Genomic DNA, 21,418 nt, shown 5'->3' on the forward strand with positions numbered 1-21,418 from the left:
GCACCCCGCCCGGAAACGTCTTGTCTTATGGCTGGCAGGTCTCCCGGCTTGCGGATGTCAGGGGGTACCCAAATCGGGTTGGCCCTGTCGGCTGCCCCGCCTTCCCGTACCTCGCGGCCAGTGGCTTTGGGCGACCTCTCCGGTCACGGTCGCGGGGGCGGCTGTGTTTGGGGCGGATCGCCTTGGCACATTCCCTTTTCACCCGAATGTTTCGGGCACCAGCATGGCACGTTTGGCGTATGTAACAGGGCGGAGTCAAGCGCCCCCGTAATCCAACCCTGCCGCAATTGTCGCGGCAAGTGCCGTGGGTTCGGGTTGTAGTGGGCGGCAACTGGTGCCAATGATACGCCAAACCGACCGAAAAGGACCTGATGCCATGCCCGAATCCGCAAATGAAAAACCGCCTGTAGATAACGCCCGCCACGCCAGTAAAATGGCCAAGAAAAAAGCCGCCCGCGATAAGATCATGGCGACCAAAGAAGGCGATAAGGGCCTTGTGATTGTGCATACGGGGGCGGGTAAAGGCAAATCCTCATCCGGTTTCGGGATGATCCTGCGCTGCATCGCGCATGAGATGCCTTGCGCGGTGGTGCAGTTTATCAAAGGCGCGTGGGACACTGGCGAGCGGCGTTTGATCGAGGCGAATTTTTCCGAACTTTGCCAGTTTTACGCGATGGGCGAAGGGTTTACATGGGAAACCCAAGACCGCGAGCGCGACGTGGCCGCCGCCCAAGCTGGTTGGGCCAAGGCAAAGGAGCTGATCCTTGACCCCGAGATCCAGTTTGTTTTGCTGGATGAAATCAACATCGCCCTACGCTATGACTACTTGGATATCGCCGAAGTCGTGGCCTTTTTGCGCGATCATAAGCCGCCGATGACCCATGTGGTTCTGACAGGCCGCAATGCGAAAGAGGAATTGATCGAACTGGCCGATCTGGTGACAGAAATGACCTTGATCAAGCATCCGTTCCGCTCGGGGATCAAGGCGCAAAAGGGTGTGGAGTTTTAGGTGAAAAAACGGATGCTTACCGAAATGGGGATGGGGACATCCCTGCGCCGTCAGGATTATACCGAGGCGGCGGTGCGGGCGGTCAAAGACGCGCTGTGGCATAATTCGATCAACTTGGCCGAGCTTTTCGGCCGCGATAAATCGGATATGTTGATTGATCTGGAAATTGGCGTCCAGCAGCCCGACCGCGTGGACACGGATGCACTGGCGGGCGTGTTCCCGTACGGGCAGGTTTCGGTGCGCGTCGTTCACGGCGGGCTCGATGTGCCGCGCGCTGATGGCGGCCTGCCCACGGTCATCGCCAATGCTGCCATTTCCGTTTCATTCGAGGTTTAGATGCAGCGCTTTATTATTGAAATGGGCATGGGTAACGACCAATACGGCCAAGATTACACCAAAGCCGCCGCCCGCGCGATCGAGGATGCGATCCGCCATTCCTCTATTCCGATGTTCGATGCGATGGGTCTTGCGCATTCGGACATGGAGGTGCGGGTGACGATTGGCGTGCAAAACCCTGAAGTAGTTGATTGTGCGGCGCTGGCAAAGAACCTGCCGCGCGGGCGGGCGGTTGTGACCGCGACCCACGGCGGTTTGAACGTCACCAACCCCGATAATGGCAATGTGCTGGTGATCGCCACGGCGGCGGTTGAGGCGTTTTTGCCAAAACAGGTCTGACTTATGCCTGCGCTGATGATCCAAGGGGCTGGCTCGAACGTCGGGAAATCCTTGCTGGTGGCGGGCTTGTGCCGTGCGGCGAAACTGCGCGGCCTGTCGGTGCGCCCGTTCAAGCCGCAAAATATGTCGAACAACGCCGCCGTCACCGCCGATGGTGGCGAAATCGGCCGCGCACAGGCGTTGCAGGCGATGGCCTGCGGGGTGGACCCGATGGTTGATATGAACCCGGTCTTGCTGAAACCGGAATCCGAGGTCGGTTCGCAGGTAATTGTACAAGGCAGGCGGGTAGCCACGGTTAAGGCGCGCGAATACTCGGCCCTGAAACCCAGCCTGATGGCGCCCGTGCTCGACAGTTTTAACCGCCTGAAATCGCAATGTGATCTGGTGATCGTCGAAGGTGCAGGCAGCCCAGCCGAGGTGAACCTGCGCAGCGGTGACATTGCCAATATGGGCTTTGCGGCAGCGGCTGGCGTTCCGGTGGTGCTGGTGGGGGATATTGACCGTGGCGGCGTGATTGCGCAGATGATCGGTACCCAAGCCGTGCTGGCCCCCGCCGATAATGCCTTGATCGCAGGGTTTCTGATCAACAAATTTCGCGGTGATGTGTCATTGTTTGATGATGGTTACAAACTGATTGCCGATCGCACCACATGGCCCGGTTTTGGCGTGGTGCCGTTTTTCGCAGATGCCAGCCGCTTGCCGGCCGAGGATGCGCTTGACCTGCCGTGCGGCGGTGGCACGGGCAGCTATAAAATCGCCTGCCTTGCCCTGTCGCGCATCGCCAATTTCGACGATCTCGACCCGCTGGCGCAGGAACCGGGCGTGTCCCTACGCATGATCCGCGCGGGCGAGGTGGTGCCGGGGGATACCGATCTGATCATCATTCCGGGGTCCAAATCCACGCGTGGCGATTTGGCCTATCTGCGCGCCCAGGGCTGGGATGTCGATATTGCGGGCCATGTGCGGCGCGGGGGGGCGGTGCTGGGCATTTGCGGCGGGTATCAGATGCTTGGCGAATGGGTGCGCGATCCGCATGGAATCGAAGGCGTGGCCGGCGACACAATGGGCCTTGGCCTTTTGGATATTGAAACAGTGATGAGCCCCGACAAAACCCTGACCCGCGTTTCCGCCACGCATGTTGAAACCGGCTGCCCCATTTCAGGCTATGAAATCCACATTGGCCGCAGCGAGGGCCCCGCGCGCGCACGGCCATTTGCGACAGTGAATGGCACGCCTGAAGGTGCGGTCTCAAACGACGGTCGTATCATGGGCAGCTATTTGCACGGCCTCTTTGTTGATGACAGCTTTCGTGCAGCGTTTCTGGCGGCGCGGGGGGCAGCGGCATCAACCATGTCTTACAGCGCTGCTGTTGAGCAAACTCTGGATGCTTTGGCCACCCATTTAGAGCGGTATATCGATGTGTCGGGCCTTTTGGCTTTGGCGAAATAGATTTCTCGTAACAGTCGTTGCGCAAAATATGCGCAATACAGCTGCGGGTGCCTGTTTGTGTAGCAGTTTGGCCGGATGCTGTGGATGATGGCAAAACATTTTCTGCTTGCTTGTAGCGAATCGCATTCTTGCTTTACCATCTGGTCAAACATCAAAAACAAACAGGGATAGGACAAAACATGCACAAGATGATGTATTCCACGTCACGCCGTAGCCTTCTTATAGGGGCAGGGGCCGCGCTTGGTGCAGGGCTGCTGCCCCGCATTGCCAGCGCACAAACGCCGATCAAAGTCGCAGGCATCTATACGGTGCCGGTTGAACAGCAATGGGTCAGCCGCATCCATGTCGCGGCCGAGGCGGCCAAAGCGGCGGGACAGGTGGATTACACCTACACCGAAAACACCTCGAACACCGATTACCCGCGCGTCATGCGTGAATATGCTGAAAGCGGCGTGCAACTGATCGTGGGCGAGATTTTCGGCGTTGAGCAAGAGGCCCGCGAAGTGGCCGCCGAATACCCTGATGTGGCGTTCCTTATGGGCTCCAGCTTTATGCCCGATGAGGCGCTGCCAAACCTTGCGGTGTTTGACAACTATATTCAGGATGCCAGCTATCTGTCGGGCATCATTGCGGGGGCGATGACCAAAGGCAATATCGGCATGGTAGGCGGCTTTCCGATCCCCGAGGTGAACCGCCTGATGCACGCCTTTATGGCCGGCGCCAAAGAATCCAACCCCGAGATCAAGTTTCAGATCAGCTTTATCGGCTCGTGGTTTGATCCGCCAAAGGCCAAAGAAACTGCCTTTGCGATGATCGAAAACGGCGCGGATATGCTTTATGCCGAGCGCTTTGGCGTGTCGGATGCGGCGATGGAAAAGGGCGTTCTGGCAATCGGCAACGTGATTGATACGCAGGCCGATTACCCCGAAACCGTCGTCGCCTCGGCGCTGTGGCAATTTGAGCCGACTTTTAACGCAGCCGTTGCCGCCGTGCAGGCAGGCAGCTTTAAAGCGGCTAATTATGGCACCTATTCCTTGATGAAAGAGGGTGGTTGTTCGCTGGCCCCGCTGGGCACATTTGAGGGCAAAGTACCCGAGGCCGCGCTGGCGCTCGTGGCTGAAAAAGAGGCCGCGATCAAATCAGGTGCCTTTACGGTTGAGGTTAACGACGAAGAGCCGAAATCCTCGTGACATCAATATCTTCGGGGGCGCAGGACATTGTTCTGCGCCTTGATCGCATCACGAAACGTTTCGGCGCGTTAACCGCGAATGACGCGATTTCTTTGGATTTGCGTCGTGGTGAAGTCATAGCCCTGTTGGGTGAAAACGGCGCGGGCAAGACCACGTTGATGAACATTCTGTTTGGCCAATATACGGCCGATGAAGGTAGCGTGCAGGTGTTTGGCAAGCCCTTGCCACCCGGCAACCCCCGCGCCGCATTGGCGGCTGGCTTGGGCATGGTGCATCAGCATTTCACGCTGGCCGATAACTTAACCGTGCTGGAAAACATCCAGCTTGGCACGGTGCCGCTGTGGCGGTTTAGCTTGAAAGGAACCGCTGCGCGGGCCAAACTGGCGCGGCTTATGAATGATTTTGGCCTAAGGGTTGATCCTGACGCTTTGGTGGGCAGCCTGACTGTGGGCGAAAGACAGCGGGTTGAAATCCTTAAGGCATTGTACCGCGATGCTCGGATCCTAATTCTGGACGAACCGACCGCAGTGCTGACGCCACAAGAAAGCGAGGCGCTGTTTGATACCTTGCGGCGGGCAGTAAAAGCCGGCCTGTCTGTCATCTTTATTTCACATAAATTGCATGAAGTTACGGCCTTGTCCTCGCGTGTTTTGGTGTTGCGGCACGGGCGATTGGTTGGCGAGGTTGCCACCCGTGATACCGACCGCCACGCGCTTGCCGAATTGATGGTCGGGGCCGAGGTTACGCTGCCAAGTGTTGCGCCTGGTTTGCCCGGCCCTGCGCTTTTAACCTTGCGCGACGTGACTACTCGCAGCATGGGCGCGGCCCCTGGCCTAAAATCCGTGTCGCTTGCGTTGCGGGCAGGGCAGATTACCGGCCTTGCAGGCGTTTCGGGGAATGGGCAATCTGCGCTGTCTGACCTGATTTCGGGGCTTTTGACACCCGAAACCGGTGCGCTAGAGTTGGATTTTGCCGCAGCCGCTTGGTCGCCCCGCGCGGCTGTGGCGGCAGGCATCGCGCGCATCCCCGAGGATCGGCATAAAACCGGCACAATCGCAGATTTTTCTTTGACTGAAAACGCCATTCTGGAAACCTATGCGCAGGCCCCGTTCAGCCGCAACGGCCTGATGAACTGGCGCGCGGCCGAAGACCACACCCGCAAGCTGATCGATACCTATGACGTGCGCTGCCCCGGTCCGTCAGGCCCGATCCGCCAGCTTTCTGGCGGCAATATGCAAAAGCTGATTTTGGGGCGGGTGCTAGAGTTGGGGCCAAAGATTGTTCTGGCAAACCAGCCAGTGCGCGGGTTGGATATAGGGGCGATCACCTATGTTCACGGACGGCTGTTGGCGGCACGCGATGCAGGTGCGGCGGTGTTGTTGATATCAGAAGATCTGGATGAAATCATGGGATTGTCAGATGTTATTCATGTGATGTCCGAGGGGCGCTTGTCGCCGGAATTCAGACGTGGCGCCCTTACAGCGGCCGAACTGGGGCTATGGATGGCGGGGCAAGGATTTTCAGATGCGGCTTGAACCAATCGCGAACCCTAGCCTTGCCCGCAGCCTCGGTTTTCCGGCGCTGGCGATTTGTGTGACTGTGCTGGTTGCCTCTGGTTTGGCGGCCATTGCGGGCGGCAACCCCTTGCAAACCTTGGGGCTGATTGTTCAGGGGGCCGCGGGGTCAAAATTCGCACTGCTAGAAACGCTGAACCGTGCGACTCCGCTTATCTTCACGGGTTTAGCAATTGCTGTCGCGTTCCGGGCAAAGCTGTGGAACATCGGCGCCGAGGCGCAGCTTTATGGGGGCGCGATTGTAACGGTTATTCTGGGGACTTCGGCGCTATCAAACTTTGGCGGGGCGGCGCTGCCATTGATTGCTTTGGGCGCCATGTTGGCTGGTGCTGTGGTCCTGCTGGTACCTGTTATGCTTAAAACCCGTTATGGTGTGGACGAGGTGGTGACTACGCTTTTGTTAAATTTTATCATGCTGTTACTGGTATCTTACCTGCTCGAAGGCCCGATGAAAGACCCGATGGGTATGGGCTGGCCCAAATCGGCTCCGCTGGATAAGGATCTGCGCTTACCGCGGATTGTGGCGGGGCTGCGCCTGCATTGGGGGTTCGGATTGGCCCTGATTTCAGCGGCCTTAATCTGGTTTTTGCAAACCCGCACCACACTGGGTTATGAGATGCGGGCCGTGGGGTTTAACCCACAGGCGGCGCGGTTTGCGGGAATTCCGCTGAACCGGGTTTTGGTGAAAACCGCCTTGCTTTCCGGCGGTTTGGCGGCACTTGCAGGGTTTTCCGAGGTGGCTGGGCTAAAGGGGCACCTGAGCCTCGATCTGTCGCCGGGGTTTGGCTATACGGGGATTATTGTCGCGATGTTGGCACTGCTTCATCCGTTAGGCGTTGTTATTTCAGCGATTTTTGTTGCGGGTATTTTCGTGGGGGCCGATAGCATGAGCCGTGCGGCGCAAGTGCCGACATATATCGCCGATATGCTGCTGGCGACGGCACTGCTGCTGATGGTCTTGGCGATTGGCCTGACCAAGTATCGCATGGTGCGGGGATGAACGCGCTGTTTGACATTCTGCTGACTGCCAGCTTTTGGGCCGCTGCAGTGAGGATTGCCTCGCCCCTGATCTTTGCCACGATGGGAGAGTTGATTTGCGAACGGGCAGGCGTGCTGAACCTTGGGATCGAAGGGATCATGGTCATTGGCGCGTTTTCGGGTTGGATGGCGGTGTATCTGGGGATGGGCCTTTGGGGCGGTGTTTTCGTCGCGATGCTGGCGGGGATGCTGTTTGGCCTGCTGCACGCCACGCTGACAGTACCCTTTGGCCTTAGCCAGCATGTGGTTGGGCTTGGCATTACGCTTTTGGCGACATCGACCAGTTATTTCGCCTATCGGCTAATCTTGCCCGAGGTGACAAGCCCACCAAAAATCGAACCTTTTCAGGCTGTGGAGGTTCCCTATCTTGTTGATATTCCATTGCTTGGCCCAGCACTATTTGCACAAACCGCACTTACATATGCGGCATTCGCCGTGGTGGCCCTGACCGTGCTTATCCTGTATCGCACACCGCTTGGCCTTGCCATTCGTGCGGCCGGCGAAAGCCCGAACGCAGTGGCGGCCCAAGGGCTTTCGGTTACGCGCTTGCGGATGGGGGCGGTTATTGTGGGCTCGGGGCTGATGGCCGTTGGCGGGGCATTCCTGACGCTCTCGGCGTTTTCCAGCTTTTTCTTTGAGATGGTTAACGGGCGCGGCTGGATTTGCATTGCGTTGGTCGTTTTCGGGGCTTGGCGGCCCGGCAAGGCGCTGCTGGGGGCGCTGCTGTTTGCTGGCTTTGACGCGCTGCAAATTCGTTTGCAACAAACACCTATCGGGCAGGCGGTACCTTATCAGGTGTTTCTGATGGCACCTTATTTCCTGTCTATCCTCGCGCTGATCTTGATGTCACGCCGCGCCCAAGTGCCCTCGGCGCTAATGGTGCCATTCAACAAAGGAGAGCGTTGATGTTCGATCTGCTGATCAAAGGCGGCACATTGCCCGATGGCACCCGCAGTGATATTGGCATTTCCGGTGACCGTATTGCGGCGATGGGAAATTTACCCGATGCTGCTAGGCAAATTATTGATGCAACAGGTGATTTGGTTAGCCCACCCTTTGTAGACCCGCATTTTCACATGGATGCCACGCTATCGTATGGCACGCCGCGTCTGAACGCTTCGGGTACCTTGCTGGAAGGCATCAACCTGTGGGGCGAACTGCGCGATATTGCCACTGTAGATGAAATGATTTCCCGCGCAGTAGACTACTGCGACTGGGCGGTTTCCATGGGTCTTTTGGCCATTCGCAGCCATGTCGATACCACGCCAGACCATTTGCGCGGGGTTGAGGCGATGTTAGAGGTCAAGCGCCGCGTCGCGCCCTACCTTGATCTACAGCTGGTGGCCTTTCCGCAAGACGGGCTGTATCGCACGAAAACCGGACGCGAAAACCTGATCCGGGCCTTGGAAATGGGCGTCGATGTGGTGGGCGGGATTCCGCATTTTGAACGAACAATGGCAGAGGGAGCGGCCTCGGTAACGGACCTTGCGCAAATTGCGGCAGACCGTGGTCTGATGCTGGATTTGCATTGTGATGAAACCGACGACCCTATGTCGCGCCATGTGGAAACTTTGGCCTATGAGGTGCAGCGGTTGGACCTTGGCAGCAGGGCGGCGGGCAGTCACCTGACCTCGATGCATTCGATGGACAATTATTATGTGTCGAAGTTACTGCCCTTGATTGCCGAAAGCGGTTTGTGTGCCATTCCTAACCCATTGATAAATATTACATTGCAGGGGCGGCACGATACGTTTCCGAAACGGCGCGGCCTGACGCGGGTAAAAGAAATGCAGGCGCATGGTATCACTGTGGGTTGGGGGCAGGATTGCGTTTTGGATCCTTGGTACTGCCTTGGCACAGCCGATATGCTGGATGTGGCGTTCATGGGCTTGCATGTTGCGCAGATGACTTCACCTGACGAGATGGCGCGTTGTTTCGATATGGTAACTACGCAAAACGCAACCATTATGAACCTGCAGGACTACGGTTTGCGGGTTGGCGCACAAGCTAGCCTTGTCGTGCTGGATGCTGGTGGGCCGGTTGAGGCGCTGCGCCTGCGGCCAGACAGGCTTGCCGTTGTGTCAAAAGGTAAGTTGGTTGCCAAACGGCAGCGCAATGATGCCAACCTTGCGCTGCCGGGGCGGCCTGCATCGATCAATCGCCGCCACGTTACGGGTAGGGCCCATCCACAGCCCTAAAGCTGGGCTTTGATCCTGCTTTGCAATATCTGCATTCCTTCGTCCTGCGCCAGTTGACTGGCACGGTGCAGCATTTCGCTGCGCAGATTTCTATTGCGGGTCAAAAGTGCCTCGCAAGTCAACACGCGTGCCTCAAGAAGGCCGGTGCCATCACCGTGATAGTTTGCGCGAAAATAAGCGAGGTCTGCCGCCGCCAGTTTGCGCGCCTTAAAGCGAATGGCGATCACTGTCGCAATGTCTTTCAGCCCCGGCTGTGGTGGGGGCTGTACGCTGCGGTCTGGCAAATCCGGTGCAGGCACCGGTTCTTTCATCAAACCCGCAATTTTCAGCAGTACTTCAGCGCGTACCAGATGGAAGTAGCGGCTGAACACAACATTCCCATCAATGCGGGTGCGTTCGATAACTGCGCAAAGCCGGGTCCAGCCGATCCTTATCATTCCAAGTCGCAAATGGTAGATTGCATCGATCAGCTCATTCCCTTGAATGATGTTATAATCGAGATATTTGCGCGACAGCTCCAGCATTTCATCCAGCGTTGCACGGGCCTTTTGGGGGGTGCTGCCCAACACGACATTTGCCGCCCAAACAGACTTCAGTACATGTGCATCCGCAGTTCCAGCCAGACTCAGCGGCATAGCGGCTTCGGTCAGTTGAACTGCGGCCTCATTTTCTTCGGCAATTTGATGCAACAGACTTAGGGACCAGGCTGCAAAACTTTGGCCGCGTTTATCGTTTTCAGAGATCGCAAAATCCTGCAGTGCAAGGCTGCGTTCGCGTGCCGCATTCATTTTCCCATGGGACCGGTATTTTGCAGCCTGCAAATAAATGAGCTGCATTTTCAAGCGCGTTTCGCCAAGCCTCTCGGCAATATGCAAACTGTCGTTGGACAGCTGCATATAGGCCTCGAGCGAGACGGCGTTGGTTTCATCATAGGCCCGTAGCAAAGGCAGATGCAGCCATGCGGCCGACATTTCGTCGCCACGCCGTCGGGCCTGATCGATCCCATTCAGTGCCAGCTCGATCGCCTGTTGGTAGTGGCGCGTATGGGCCAAGGCTGTGGCGTAATGTGAGACCGTAATTTCAATTGCACGCGCATTTCCTCCGGCCCGCAGTTTAGGCAAGAATTCGCGCCCCACTTCGATAGCGCGGGCAAAATCGCCCTTGAGCGTCATGGCCTCTCCCCAAATCATAACCATTTGGTCTATCTTGGCCTGATCAATAACTTCAGGGTTTTCGCGTAGCATGTCGCGGACCAGCAGTAATAGGCGGTCGACTTCGCTCAGATCATAAACTTGCAATGCTTTGCGGGCAGATCGGATTAAGTAAGGGGCGGCGCGCGTAGGGGTTTGGGCCGTATGAAAGTGAAAGGCCAAGGTTTCCGAAACTTCGTCAAGCCGCGCCAAATTAAGGTGCTCGATCATCGTGCCAACGGTGTGGTGCATCAGGCGGCGATCATCTTCAAGCAGGCTGCTGTAAATTGCATCTCGAAGCAGCGCGTGACGAAAGCGCCAACAGTCTTTTTTGCCCAGTGGCGCGACCTCGATCAAACCGCGATCTGCCGCTTCGGCCAGATGCTGGGAAATATCTTGCCCAAGCTGAACGGTTTTCAACACGAGCGCGCTGAACTGACGGCCTTGCACAGCGGCAAAACGGAGCGTTCGGCGCATCGGTGCGGGCAGGGCATCGACGCGAGACATGACAAGATGTTGAAGGTTTCCGCTTGCCAAGCCGATGTCTGCATTGCCCAGAATCGTCAACCCATCCTTGCCATCCCCTATCGCATCGGTTGCGCCAAGATAGCGCAGGATTTCTTCGATAAACAAAGGGTTACCCTCTGATTTTTCATAGAGGGTCTGCACCAATCCGGCCGACAGCTTTGCGTTGCGCAATCTGCGGGATGCCAATGCTTTTGTCTCTTTTAAGGTCAGGCTTTCCAGATGTAGCGTGGTGACCTTTTCGTGCTTTGCCCAATGGTGCGTGCCTTCTGGTCGGCTGGTCAGCAATATGGGGCGGGCAGTGATGTTGGCTTGGAAATCGGAGTCCCGCAGCAAGTCATCAAGCAGGTTTCGGCTGGAGCCGTCGATCCAATGTACATCTTCGATTACCAAAAGGCAGGGTTGGGTTTCGTAAAGACGCGCCAGTGCCTGTTTGAGGCACAAGCGCAGTGCAAGGGCCTGGTTGGTCGGGGTACTGGAAATATCGACATCTTTGCCCGGCGACAGAACATGTTGCAAAGGTCCAAGATCTATATCTTGTCCCAGCACTTGCTGCAGGCCTGCCAACACAGCATTTTGGCCCTCAGTTGGATCAACCTGGCTCGCAGCGACAATAATATCCGCAAACGGTTGAAACAGCACTTTGGAACCGGCGCGGCATTGGCCCTGAAAAATGCGTCGTTCACCTTGCAGGGAAAACCGCAGGTCGTGCAGCAAGCGTGACTTTCCGATACCCGGGGGCCCCTCGATCAGGCCCAAGTTCCAACCAACAGGCGCGGTCTGCGATAGGTTGTGCAGCGCGCTAAGTTGGTCTCTGCGCCCAACCATATCGACCAGACCGCGCCTGATCCGCCCTGCAAACCTTTGTGACGATTCAATCGTTCTGTGCAATGCAAAGACCGGCGACTTGCCCGCAATGCCTCTCAGCGTGTGAGGCCCCAGGTTTTCAAACTCGACCTCTCCGGCAACTTGCTCGAATATCGCGTCGGACAAGAGAATTTGGCCCGGCTTGGCAAGCTCTTGCAAGCGTGCGGCCATATTTACCGGCTGGCCCATGATGTTCAGGTCCATTCCGGCGTTTGGGCCCATATGGCCTACGACGACCATGCCGCCGCTAATGCCGATCCGAAAGGTGGGGCGGACGTCAAACTGCGCCTCGATTCTGTCGGTTTCTTCGACGACGGCGGCTTGAAAGGCAAGTGCCGCCCGGCAGGCCCGCAACGACGCTTCCTCTACTGCGATTGGGGCGCCAAAAGACGCTAACAAGCTGTCTCCGCCAAAGGTTAGGGCGGTTCCGCCTTCATGCTCTACGGCGCTGACGGCCATGGCAATAAGCCGAGTCAGTAATAGGTAAGCATTCTCGGTACCAATCTGTTCGGTGATAACCGTTGATCCTGCCAAGTCGGCCATCAACACAGCTGTCCAACGCCGTTCACCGCCAAGAGGTACCAGAGTTTGCATTATCTGATACGCCCACTGCAGAGGGCCGTTTGCTGGTCAAACCGATGTCGAAAAACTGTGTGACATGCGCTGCTGGCGAAACAGTTTTCTATCCGAGAATGCTTCTTTGCCAGATACCTTGTCGCCACAATAAAATTGATGGGCTGCGGCGCGCCTTCCGGCAAATTGCGCCGGTTTCGTCCGCCCGCTAGGAATCCTATCGGGTTTCGAATGATACTCGGCTTGTCCATGTAAGTGTTGCCGCCCCTTGCATCCACTGCATGGCCATAGCGCACGATCTGTGCGTGTTGCAAGCTGGGTTTGATTGTTTCTTATAAAAACACCCTACTTATGGGGGCAAATGTTCCAGATATGCGCGGGTACGCGTGTCGGGCGCGGCCATTTCCAACAAACTTGTCGCAAAGGTAAGATGCTTGGCACTACTTTTGGCGAGTGTCGCGGCTGCGTTTAATCAAGGGTCAGTTTAAATCAGCTCGGGGCGCGGTTCAAAGCCGCTGCAATCAACTGTGCCGTTCCGATATCTTCGCCAATGGGCGGTAAAACGGTACCCTGAAATTGCGCTTCCTTCAAAGCCTGAGGAATATCCTGCACAATATGTCCGGCGCGCAAAGCAAAGAATGGCAGGCAAATAGCCTCGGGCATATCGCGGGCAACATCTGCCAAGAAAGGTGCCTCTTCTATAAAGCCTGCCTCGATCGGGCCAATGCCCAAGCTTTCTAACTGCGAAATCATTGCATAGGTCGTATCTGACGACGTTTTCGAAACTTTGCTACCATGTGCGGCAATCAATACCCCTTTGGCGGCACCGCCTGATCTGGCTGCCTTCGCCATTAGTCCAACCAATGCTGGGTCGGTACCAAATGGCGCAAGCTGCACCAGATCCGTGCGATGGGCTGCCGCAAGCCTGCGTGGCAAATTGGTGCGCGTAAACCACCCCTCGGCCATGAAAAACGGATAGATAAAGGGCTTTTCTACTTTGGACAGGGCGTTTTCCAGCGCCCCCTCTTGCGCCAAGGTCGCACCAATTATCTGCCAGCCTGGCAACCACATGGCAACACGTACTGCAAGTGCTTGCATCGTGGCCTCTTGTGGCACTGGGTCGGCTGGTGAGCCATGGGCCACCAAGATGGCAGATTTTCTCATGTTGGGCCTCATTTCTTTGGCAAGTCTGGGCTAGTCGGAATGGTAGTCGAGAGTTCTCTTTGTGCAATCCTGTGGCACATAAAAGACGGGTTTTGAAAGCGAAAATAGGGCTATCTTTGTGCCCGTCCATACGAGCCCACTTCGAATTGCAAGCTTTGCGGATTTGAGCGCTATAAAAAGCGACCCGCCATTGGCCGCCGCATGCAGATTTTCGGCACTTGGGGTTTGAAATCGTCGGCAGCGCCATGTGCAATGGTGGCAAGAGCATTTGTCCGGTAGCATATGGCCACAATTGGTGCAGCTTTCGGCTTTGTGCCATTCGGGGAGGCGACGTTTGCTATCGCCAAGGCTTTTGGCGAAAACCATTGCCTTGATGCACCCGTTCATCAATCAAGTGTATGCAATTGACCGCACCATGCAATTCGCTAGCAATTGTCCGGGTGATCAGGTTACAGGACATAGCCTAATATACGACGAAGGGACTTTGTGGTGCCAAAAGAATATGCGTGGGGTGTGATAGCCATACTGTTCTCCGCAACTGTCTGGGGCACGACAGGTACAGCTGCGACCTTTGCACCCGATGTCAGCGCCGCGGCGATTGGTGCTGCCGCAATGGGCGTTGGCGGCATTGGTCAGGCCCTTTGGGCTGCACGCGGTATTGTGCGGTCGCGTAAGGCGCTTTGGGACCAGCGTCTGCTTTTGGTCTTTGGCGCCGTGGCTGTCATGATCTATCCATTGGCGTTTTATGGCTCTATGCGGATGGCAGGTGTGACGGTTGGCACGGTCGTCACCATTGGTTCGGCACCTTTGCTATCGGCGTTAATCGAATATGTGCTTGACCGGACACTCCTGACATTGCGTTGGAGCATTGGGGCCGTTGTTGGTGTGGTTGGTATAGTACTGATCTGTATCGCGGAAAATGCATCCCATGGCGCGGCAATCGGCGGCGATTACGTGCTCTTGGGTGTGCTTTTGGGGCTGATCGGCGGGCTAACCTATGCGCTTTATTCCTGGACCGCGCGCCGAATGATGTTGGGCGGCACGCAGTCTTCGGTCGCGATGGGTGCTACGTTTGGCCTTGGCGGCCTGCTGCTGTTGCCGGTGTTGATCATGACGGGCGCCCCGTTTTTTGCCTCATGGTCCAATGCGGCTGTTGGGGTCTATATGGCTGCAGTGCCAATGTTTCTTGGTTACATTGCATTCGGCTATGGCCTTGCCCGCGTTGCGGCAAGCATGGCAACGGTGCTCACGCTGCTGGAACCGGTTATCGCAGCGCTGCTGGCGGTAATCATCGTCGGCGAGCGTTTGCCAAGCCTTGGATGGGCTGGCGTCGTGCTGGTTGTCGGAAGTTTGGCGATCATTACGCTGCGATTTCCGCGCAAAAGTAGACGTTGAGAATAACGGCAGCTGATTTTTACTTGTCCCGTTTGTGTTCTGGTCTCGCAACTCTTTTAGGCGGCCTTTCGTTCGAAGGCCTAGGGGCTTTGCGGCCCAGCGATGAATGGCGCCGCCGCAGATTTTAGAACCCATTGATATACTGGAATATCGCTCTTTCGGTAAAGCGTCGGGTTTCCCAACGGTTTCGCCAGATAAGCTCTGCCCTGAGGGATTTGAAGAACGTGAGGAGGATCAGGAAACCGTACGGGGGACTGTTTCTGCCACGCAAGACGCTTCTGATAGTCATGTGATCAATATTGCGCATCGCGGTTGGTATGTTGAATGTCACCCTCTGGTGGGGGCCGCAACGCCACGGCCATGTCTAATGCCCGGATCGCCAGCCTTGCGGTGATGCAAATATCGTCTGCCGACCATCGGATCCTGCTTCATGCGGTTGCTGGCATTCGGAACAGTGATGATACGGTCATTCGCCAAATACTCTGTGCGTCTAGGCTCAATGCCTGGCCGCTAAGCGTCATTGGTATTGATGGCTGGAGCTGGCGGAAATTGTAGACGTGCGGGACAATCGTCATCGATCTTGAAAATCGCTCCGCTGTCGGCATCCTTGACGAGCGCAACGTGGACATATCCACGGAGTGGCGGCGTCGCCCCCCCGAAATCGAGGGTATCAGCCGGGATCGTTATGGTCCCTGCGCACAGGCTGCCGATTAAGGTGCCCCACAGACGGTACAAGTCGCGGCGCGGTTTTATATCATCCAGAGCCTTCGCATGGCGATTGAAGTGTGAATGAACTTGCACGGTCGCGCGACCGGTAGGGCCTTTCTCTCTGATGCGAATAACATCAGCACCGCCAAACATCTGTTGCGGTCCCGCCTAGCTTTTCGCAAGTCCCGAGAAGAAATAGTTGAGAGCGTTCATGCCCTTCAACAGCATGGACCGTCGTGCAGCGAGGTCCAGCGAAGGACAGGGTTCAGGCGTCGCGGTGTCGCAAAGTGGCTGATGTATGAAGCTAGCAGACCTTAGGCGAGTGACAATGAAGCCAACTCCGCAGTGGTATTCCGAAGAGTACTTGAACCAATGGTGAAGAGACGGCGTTCGCACCGGCAGTGCCCTGTTCCAGTAGATCAAAATCGGGGACATGAAGGTAGTCTGACACACTTGCAGCGCCTGCTTGCCGGGTGGAGCCGCAGTGTTGTGTATCAAGCCCAAGGCAAACCTCTCACACGATCAGGCACGCAAGGTCGATGCATAGAAAGCCGGTTCTCCTGCCTTCGCGACGATGCGATCGGCGCAAACCTTGCTCCAGTCGTGCGATTGCTCGAACGCTTCACTGTAACATCGATGCTGTCAGAAATGCCATCGAACAACCGTAGAGCAACGACCAAGCTGAAAGCCAGGTCAACCGGTTGAAAGCCTTGAAACGCACCATGTACGGCAAGGCGGGTTCGAATTTGCTGAGGGCCAGTCTGCTGCCGCCCCACCACACAAACTGAGGATGATCCAAAAATAGGGCTACGCGATATCGACGTGACAGAAAGATACAAAATAAATTTGACTTTTCTCTAAATTGGGAATAATTAATCCCAAGATAGGGAATCAAATGAGCGAAAATCTTAACCGCACTCTGATCTTGCTAGAGCATCTCTCGGCTGCAAAGCGTGCGGGGGTAACTGTTGCGCAGTTGGTCGAGCAAACAGGTTTGGCCAGTTCAACCGTTTATCGCTTGGTTCAAGAGCTTGAGGCGCTCGGATATATACGCAAATCCGATGATCGCCGTCTGTTTCCGAAATTCCATTTTGAACAAGGCATGAGCTTTGGTGGAGTTGATATTGGGCGCTTGTCTGATGCTTGCCAATTGGTCTGCGTTGCATTGGTTGCCGCTTCGGAATTCATCGCCATGCGGCGTGAAACGCTGTTTTGGCATGTCGCCGAAGGGCACCCCAATCAATCCATTCGGCTGCGCGCAGGGGTTGGGTTTGTGCGCGGCATGTATGAACTGGATTGCATAACGCGTATGGCTCTAGCGCATTTGCCGTTGTCAGAGGTAGAGACGAGCTGGGATATTGCTGGCTTTTACGAAGTGGGCGTGTCCGGTCGCAAAGTGTCGTGGGATGAGGCGCGCGAGCAGATATTGGCCGTTGATACGGCGGAAATGCAATTTGATCTGATGGGCAATGCCAAGGGTGTGCGCCGCTTTTGCGTGGCAATTCATGGCGACGAAGGGGAATTCGTCGGGCTTATGACTGCAGCCGAAGCGGCAACGCCGGTGCGGGATGTAGACGCGCATGTGGCACAGGTGCGCGCCGTGCTGTTGGAGGCAAAAGCGGCCGTTGAAAGCGGCAGCAAGTTGGCAAGACAAAATTTGACGTATCAGGCTTAGTGAGGTGGAAATGAGGGAGGATAAGATGAAGTTTACATTTAAAGGTGCCGCTGGGATTGCGGCGGCCATGGCGCTTTGCGCGCCGGTAATGGCGACAGCGCAAGATCTGGTCATGTCGATCGGGTCTCGCGGCTACGGCGGCATGGTCGAGCGGAATATCAAAGCGTTTGAGGCTGCCAACCCCGGCACATCAGTGGAATGGTTGAAAGTGTCGGATGTTCCCGGTGACAGCCGTAAGCTCTATGTCACGGGTCTGACAGCGAAAAGCCCCACACCGGATGTCTTTGCGATTGATGTGATCTGGGCGGGCGAATTTGCGCAACGCGGCTGGCTTGAGCCATTGAGCGATTATCTGGGCGCAGACACGATTGCGGCCTATAACCCGTCGTTCCTGTCTGCCGCGACAGTGGATGGCAAGGTTTTTGCTGCACCGCTTTATGTCGATGGCACGCACCTGTTCTATCGCAGCGATCTTTTGGAAAAATACAACATTCCAGTGCCAAAGACCTGGGAAGAGGTCATCGCCGCCTCTAAAACCGTGATGGAGGGCGAAGGCAATCCACAACTTTACGGTTTTGTCTCGATGTGGGCCAAGATTGAAGGCTTGTTCATGAACTGGTTATCGTTCACCGGTGCCAATGGCGCGACCTTCTTTGATGCCGATGGCAACGTCGCGGTCAACTCTCCCGAGGCGATTGCCGCCACGCAAACCATGGTTGACATGATCTATAAAGACAAGATCGTGCCGGATTCAATTCTGACGATGAAACCAGATGACGCACGCACGTTGTTCCAACAAGGCCGCGCGGTGTTCATGATGGTGCAGGATTTTGTCTATGCCCCGCTAAGCGCTGCCGATAGCCCGGTTGCGGGCAAGTTCGATTTCACCCGCAACCCCTATTTCGAGGGCCATCCCGACGGTCATTCCACAGCAATGGGTGGTTGGCTTTTGGCTGTAAATGCGAATTCGGAGCATAAGGAAGCTGCGGCGAAATTGGTGGAATATTTCACCTCTTATGACGCGCAGCTCGCGGCGGCGCTGGACGAAAACCGTGCCCCCGGCCGGACAGATGTTTATGCCGCGCCAGAAATGGAAAAGGCTGCGTTGCTGAAGAAACTTGGGAATGACTTTGCGGTTGGCGTGGTGCGCCCGTCAGCAACAACGGGGAATCTCTACCCACGTATTTCCGAGACTATGCAAACCGAAATCACCAACGCTTTGCATCGCGAAAAAACGGTAGAGCAAGCGCTGAACGACGCAGAGACCGAGATCAATTCTATCCTCGGCAAGTAAGTCAATCACCCCGCGCGCGATCCTTTCCCGCGCGGGGATTTTCAAAACAGATGGGTTGACCATGAACCGCACCATGAACTTGGAACAGCGCACGGCGCTGACCGGGATCGGCTTTGTCACGCCGACCGTTATCATTATTGCGCTGATCCTGATCTATCCGATCATTCAGTCGGTCGTGCTTAGCTTTGGACAATCCAGCATCGACGGGTCCGAGCCCTATCATTTTGTAGGCTTGCAGCATTACGCCAAGTTGATGGGTGACAGCCAGTTCTGGAACGCCCTTGGCGTGACCTTTACTTTCACCGCGCTGTCTATTCCGTTGGAGCTGGCGCTGGGTATCGGGCTGGCCCTGCTGATGAACGAAAGCTTCAAAGGCAAGGGGCTGGCGCGTTTGGCCATCCTGTTCCCCTGGGCACTGCCTACGGCGTTGAACACATTGATCTGGCGCTGGATGTATAATTCGGATTACGGGTTGTTTAATGCCGTGGCCTTGCAAAGCGGGTTGGCGGACAGGCCCATCAACTTTCTGGGTGACACCTCGCTTGCCATGGGGTCGATGGTGGTTGTGGCGGTTTGGAAGACCAGTTCTTTCATGGCGCTGATCATTCTGGCAGGCCTGCAATCCATCCCCAAAGACCTGTTTGAGGCAGGCCGCATGGACGGCATGACCAAATGGCAAGAGTTTCGCCAGATCACCCTGCCTTTGCTGAAAGGCCCAATCCTTGTGGCGCTTATTATCCGGTCGATGGACGCGCTGCGCACCTTTGAATTGCCGTTCAACCTGACCGATGGCGGGCCGGTAAACGCGACCGAAAGCCTGTCACTTTATGCCTATAAGGTGATTTTCGATTTCCTCGATTTCAACTTTGGTGCGGCAGTGGTCGTGGTGCAGTTTCTCGTGATCTTCGCGATGAGCCTGATCTATGTCATCGCCCTTCGGAATAAGGATTGAGATCATGAACCAGAAACCGCGCTTTGGCCTTTATGCCCTTGTCACCTTGTCGGTGGTGATCTCCTTCTTTCCGATTGTCTGGCTGATCCTGACGTCGTTCAAAAACACAGCGGGCATCTATGCCTGGCCACCGCAATACTGGCCGGACCCGTTCACGCTGGAAAACTATATCTCTATTTTCACCAATTCACCCGAACTGCTGCGCTATATTCTGAACAGCTTTATCGTAGGGGTTGGGACGACCGCCATCACGCTGCTGCTGGGGGGGCTTTCGGCCTATGCGCTGTCGCGGTTGGGAATGCGGTTTGCGGGCGTGTTGATGGTGGGCATTCTGGCTGTGTCGATGTTTCCACCCGTGTCGCTGCTGCCGTCCCTGTTCCAGAACTTTCTGAACTTTGGGCTGCTCAATACATATACGGGGCTTATCCTTGCCCATGCTGGTCTGTTCCTGCCCTTTACCGTCTGGATGCTGGCCAGTTATTTCGCCACCCTGCCGGTGGAGATTGAGGAAGCCGCCCGCATGGATGGCATGGGCTTTTTGCGGATTTTCCTGACAATCGTGCTGCCGCTGTCATGGCCGGGGTTTGTGGCTACAGGATTGATTGTCTTTATCTTTTCGTGGAATGAGTTTCCGCTTGCCTTGGTCTTGATGACGCAAAACGCGATGCGGACCGCCCCCGTCGGCATCTCGCTTTATCCCGGCGAATACGCCTTTCCGTGGGAAACAATTTCAACTGCGACCGTTCTGGCAATTATCCCGGTTCTGGTCATTACCGCAATATTCCAAAAACAGATTGTCGGCGGGTTGACTGCTGGCGCTGGCAAATGAGGGTCTGACATGGCAAGTGTAACACTCAACCAAATTGGCAAAGCCTACGGGGCTGTGACAGCGGTTGAACAATTCGATCTGGAAATTGCAGATGGTGAGTTTCTGGTTCTGTTGGGGCCTTCGGGCTGCGGTAAATCCACCACGCTGCGGATGATAGCTGGCTTGGAAAGTATTACGCACGGCGACCTGATGATCGGTGGCAAGCGGGTGAATGATATCGACCCAAAGGATCGCGGCGTGGCGATGGTGTTCCAGAACTATGCGCTTTATCCGCATAAATCCGTGTTTGACAACATGGCGATGGCCTTGAAGCTGCAAAAAATGCCTAAGGCTGAGATTGCCGAGCGGGTAAACGGCGTGGCTGACATGTTGGGCCTGACCCCATATCTAGAGCGCAAACCCGCTGCCCTGTCTGGCGGTCAGCGGCAACGTGTTGCCATTGGACGGGCCATTGTTCGTACGCCCGAAGTGTTCTTGTTTGACGAGCCGCTTTCCAACCTTGACGCCAAGCTGCGGGTCAAGATGCGAATGGAGCTGCAGGAACTGCATGGCCGGATGGGCGTCACCTCAATCTATGTGACCCATGATCAGGTGGAGGCGATGACGCTGGCCGACCGGATTGTCATTTTGAACGGCGGCAAGGTTGCCCAAATTGGCACACCGCGCGAGGTGTATGATCATCCGGCAACCGAGTTTGTGGCTGGTTTTATCGGTAGTCCCGCGATGAATTTCATGTCGGGGCGGCGGACAGGAGACCATTGGCAGATTATCGATTCAGATCTGGTGTTGCACGCGACTGAAAGGTTGCAATCAACTGACCCCGCTCTGACGCTGGGTGTTCGCCCTGAACATCTGGAAGTGTTTGCCCCTGAGGACGCACCCGAAGGCCCATGGGTCTTTGACGCAAAGGTCAAACTGGCAGAGCTGCTTGGTGCTGATGCCTTGCTGAACCTGTCGGTGATGGGCCAACCCATGCTGGCGCGTGTCGGTGGCACTGATTTCCCGCTTGCGGGCCAGTCTGTGCGCGTCCGCATCGACCCGGCACGGCTACACGCATTTCATCCCAAGACGGGTCTTTCCATCCACTCCGAGGCCAAGCAATAGGACAATCGC

General features: G+C 56.1%; 18 protein-coding genes, 1 pseudogene and 1 riboswitch. Of the genes and pseudogenes, 15 read left to right on the forward strand and 4 right to left on the reverse strand.

Annotated elements, in window-relative coordinates; genetic code table 11:
* Positions 1-15: 15 nt before the first annotated feature.
* A riboswitch (cobalamin riboswitch) is annotated at positions 16-238 on the reverse strand.
* A gap of 138 nt (positions 239-376) precedes the next feature.
* The 9 genes from cobO to AKU79_RS17775 all read left to right on the forward strand — a co-directional run bounded on the left by cobO (position 377) and on the right by AKU79_RS17775 (position 9,133).
* Positions 377-1,009, forward strand: coding sequence for a cob(I)yrinic acid a,c-diamide adenosyltransferase (cobO, locus tag AKU79_RS17735; RefSeq protein WP_050524931.1), 633 nt, complete (start codon positions 377-379; stop codon positions 1,007-1,009).
* Between the two features lie 12 nt (positions 1,010-1,021).
* The gene (locus tag AKU79_RS17740; RefSeq protein ID WP_050525106.1) at positions 1,022-1,345 is read left to right on the forward strand and encodes a Lin0512 family protein; all 324 of its coding nucleotides are present in this window, start codon (positions 1,022-1,024) and stop codon (positions 1,343-1,345) included.
* Complete coding sequence (locus tag AKU79_RS17745) at positions 1,346-1,684, forward strand: Lin0512 family protein (protein WP_050524932.1); 339 nt, start codon at positions 1,346-1,348, stop codon at positions 1,682-1,684. It abuts the gene before it with no gap.
* 3 nt (positions 1,685-1,687) lie between these two features.
* Positions 1,688-3,133, forward strand: coding sequence for a cobyric acid synthase (locus AKU79_RS17750; protein ID WP_050524933.1), 1,446 nt, complete (start codon positions 1,688-1,690; stop codon positions 3,131-3,133).
* Between the two features lie 179 nt (positions 3,134-3,312).
* Positions 3,313-4,323 (forward strand): BMP family protein, encoded by a 1,011-nt coding sequence (locus tag AKU79_RS17755; protein ID WP_050525107.1) that lies wholly within the window; start codon positions 3,313-3,315, stop codon positions 4,321-4,323.
* On the forward strand, positions 4,320-5,858 hold the full coding sequence (locus tag AKU79_RS17760) for an ABC transporter ATP-binding protein (protein WP_082224107.1): 1,539 nt from the start codon (positions 4,320-4,322) through the stop codon (positions 5,856-5,858). The genes AKU79_RS17755 and AKU79_RS17760 overlap by 4 nt, the downstream gene beginning before the upstream one ends.
* On the forward strand, positions 5,848-6,897 hold the full coding sequence (locus AKU79_RS17765; RefSeq protein ID WP_050524934.1) for an ABC transporter permease: 1,050 nt from the start codon (positions 5,848-5,850) through the stop codon (positions 6,895-6,897). The genes AKU79_RS17760 and AKU79_RS17765 overlap by 11 nt, the downstream gene beginning before the upstream one ends.
* Entirely contained in the window at positions 6,894-7,841 is a 948-nt protein-coding gene (locus AKU79_RS17770; protein ID WP_050524935.1) for an ABC transporter permease, read from the forward strand. The genes AKU79_RS17765 and AKU79_RS17770 overlap by 4 nt, the downstream gene beginning before the upstream one ends.
* Complete coding sequence (locus AKU79_RS17775) at positions 7,841-9,133, forward strand: amidohydrolase family protein (protein WP_050524936.1); 1,293 nt, start codon at positions 7,841-7,843, stop codon at positions 9,131-9,133. Before AKU79_RS17770 ends, AKU79_RS17775 begins: the two co-directional genes overlap by 1 nt.
* On the opposite strand, the gene AKU79_RS17780 is transcribed toward AKU79_RS17775, so the two are convergent.
* Together AKU79_RS17780 and AKU79_RS17785 are read right to left on the reverse strand one after the other, a co-directional pair.
* Positions 9,130-12,309, reverse strand: a complete 3,180-nt coding sequence (locus tag AKU79_RS17780) for an ATP-binding protein (protein WP_050524937.1) — start codon at positions 12,307-12,309, stop codon at positions 9,130-9,132. The genes AKU79_RS17775 and AKU79_RS17780 overlap by 4 nt on opposite strands.
* Before the next feature lie 468 nt (positions 12,310-12,777).
* A complete protein-coding gene (locus AKU79_RS17785) occupies positions 12,778-13,452 on the reverse strand; it encodes a sirohydrochlorin chelatase (RefSeq protein ID WP_050524938.1) in 675 nt (224 codons plus the stop codon).
* 489 nt (positions 13,453-13,941) lie between these two features.
* On the opposite strand from AKU79_RS17785, the gene AKU79_RS17790 reads away from it, so the two are divergent.
* Positions 13,942-14,847 (forward strand): DMT family transporter, encoded by a 906-nt coding sequence (locus tag AKU79_RS17790; protein ID WP_231580231.1) that lies wholly within the window; start codon positions 13,942-13,944, stop codon positions 14,845-14,847.
* A 56-nt stretch (positions 14,848-14,903) separates the two neighbouring features.
* Here the strand turns inward: AKU79_RS17790 and AKU79_RS19825 are convergent.
* Both AKU79_RS19825 and AKU79_RS17795 read right to left on the reverse strand, forming a co-directional pair.
* A pseudogene (locus AKU79_RS19825) lies at positions 14,904-15,230 on the reverse strand (IS3 family transposase); the annotation flags it as partial.
* A 127-nt stretch (positions 15,231-15,357) separates the two neighbouring features.
* On the reverse strand, positions 15,358-15,708 hold the full coding sequence (locus tag AKU79_RS17795) for a hypothetical protein (protein WP_050524940.1): 351 nt from the start codon (positions 15,706-15,708) through the stop codon (positions 15,358-15,360).
* A gap of 742 nt (positions 15,709-16,450) precedes the next feature.
* Between AKU79_RS17795 and AKU79_RS17800 the strand changes: the two genes are divergently transcribed.
* The 5 genes from AKU79_RS17800 (at position 16,451) to AKU79_RS17820 (ending at position 21,409) form a co-directional block, all read left to right on the forward strand.
* Positions 16,451-17,230, forward strand: coding sequence for a helix-turn-helix domain-containing protein (locus tag AKU79_RS17800; RefSeq protein WP_050524941.1), 780 nt, complete (start codon positions 16,451-16,453; stop codon positions 17,228-17,230).
* A 25-nt stretch (positions 17,231-17,255) separates the two neighbouring features.
* Positions 17,256-18,524, forward strand: a complete 1,269-nt coding sequence (locus AKU79_RS17805; RefSeq protein WP_050524942.1) for an ABC transporter substrate-binding protein — start codon at positions 17,256-17,258, stop codon at positions 18,522-18,524.
* A 61-nt stretch (positions 18,525-18,585) separates the two neighbouring features.
* Entirely contained in the window at positions 18,586-19,476 is an 891-nt protein-coding gene (locus AKU79_RS17810) for a carbohydrate ABC transporter permease (RefSeq protein WP_231580232.1), read from the forward strand.
* 4 nt (positions 19,477-19,480) lie between these two features.
* Positions 19,481-20,305, forward strand: coding sequence for a carbohydrate ABC transporter permease (locus AKU79_RS17815; RefSeq protein ID WP_050524943.1), 825 nt, complete (start codon positions 19,481-19,483; stop codon positions 20,303-20,305).
* 9 nt (positions 20,306-20,314) lie between these two features.
* Positions 20,315-21,409, forward strand: coding sequence for an ABC transporter ATP-binding protein (locus AKU79_RS17820; protein ID WP_050524944.1), 1,095 nt, complete (start codon positions 20,315-20,317; stop codon positions 21,407-21,409).
* Positions 21,410-21,418 lie beyond the last annotated feature (9 nt).

The sequence above is a fragment of the Pseudorhodobacter wandonensis genome, from assembly GCF_001202035.1.
Lineage (GTDB): Bacteria > Pseudomonadota > Alphaproteobacteria > Rhodobacterales > Rhodobacteraceae > Pseudorhodobacter > Pseudorhodobacter wandonensis.

Excerpts from the sequence above, each read along its gene's own strand:
- cobO (WP_050524931.1), top strand. The coding sequence starts at position 377 with ATGCCCGAATCCGCAAATGAAAAACCGCCTGTAGATAACGCCCGCCAC.
- AKU79_RS17740 (WP_050525106.1), top strand. The coding sequence starts at position 1,022 with ATGCTTACCGAAATGGGGATGGGGACATCCCTGCGCCGTCAGGATTAT.
- AKU79_RS17745 (WP_050524932.1), top strand. The coding sequence starts at position 1,346 with ATGCAGCGCTTTATTATTGAAATGGGCATGGGTAACGACCAATACGGC.
- AKU79_RS17750 (WP_050524933.1), top strand. The coding sequence starts at position 1,688 with ATGCCTGCGCTGATGATCCAAGGGGCTGGCTCGAACGTCGGGAAATCC.
- AKU79_RS17755 (WP_050525107.1), top strand. The coding sequence starts at position 3,313 with ATGCACAAGATGATGTATTCCACGTCACGCCGTAGCCTTCTTATAGGG.
- AKU79_RS17765 (WP_050524934.1), top strand. The coding sequence starts at position 5,848 with ATGCGGCTTGAACCAATCGCGAACCCTAGCCTTGCCCGCAGCCTCGGT.
- AKU79_RS17770 (WP_050524935.1), top strand. The coding sequence starts at position 6,894 with ATGAACGCGCTGTTTGACATTCTGCTGACTGCCAGCTTTTGGGCCGCT.
- AKU79_RS17775 (WP_050524936.1), top strand. The coding sequence starts at position 7,841 with ATGTTCGATCTGCTGATCAAAGGCGGCACATTGCCCGATGGCACCCGC.
- AKU79_RS17780 (WP_050524937.1), bottom strand. The coding sequence starts at position 12,309 with ATGCAAACTCTGGTACCTCTTGGCGGTGAACGGCGTTGGACAGCTGTG.
- AKU79_RS17785 (WP_050524938.1), bottom strand. The coding sequence starts at position 13,452 with ATGAGAAAATCTGCCATCTTGGTGGCCCATGGCTCACCAGCCGACCCA.
- AKU79_RS17795 (WP_050524940.1), bottom strand. The coding sequence starts at position 15,708 with ATGTTTGGCGGTGCTGATGTTATTCGCATCAGAGAGAAAGGCCCTACC.
- AKU79_RS17800 (WP_050524941.1), top strand. The coding sequence starts at position 16,451 with ATGAGCGAAAATCTTAACCGCACTCTGATCTTGCTAGAGCATCTCTCG.
- AKU79_RS17805 (WP_050524942.1), top strand. The coding sequence starts at position 17,256 with ATGAAGTTTACATTTAAAGGTGCCGCTGGGATTGCGGCGGCCATGGCG.
- AKU79_RS17810 (WP_231580232.1), top strand. The coding sequence starts at position 18,586 with ATGAACCGCACCATGAACTTGGAACAGCGCACGGCGCTGACCGGGATC.
- AKU79_RS17815 (WP_050524943.1), top strand. The coding sequence starts at position 19,481 with ATGAACCAGAAACCGCGCTTTGGCCTTTATGCCCTTGTCACCTTGTCG.
- AKU79_RS17820 (WP_050524944.1), top strand. The coding sequence starts at position 20,315 with ATGGCAAGTGTAACACTCAACCAAATTGGCAAAGCCTACGGGGCTGTG.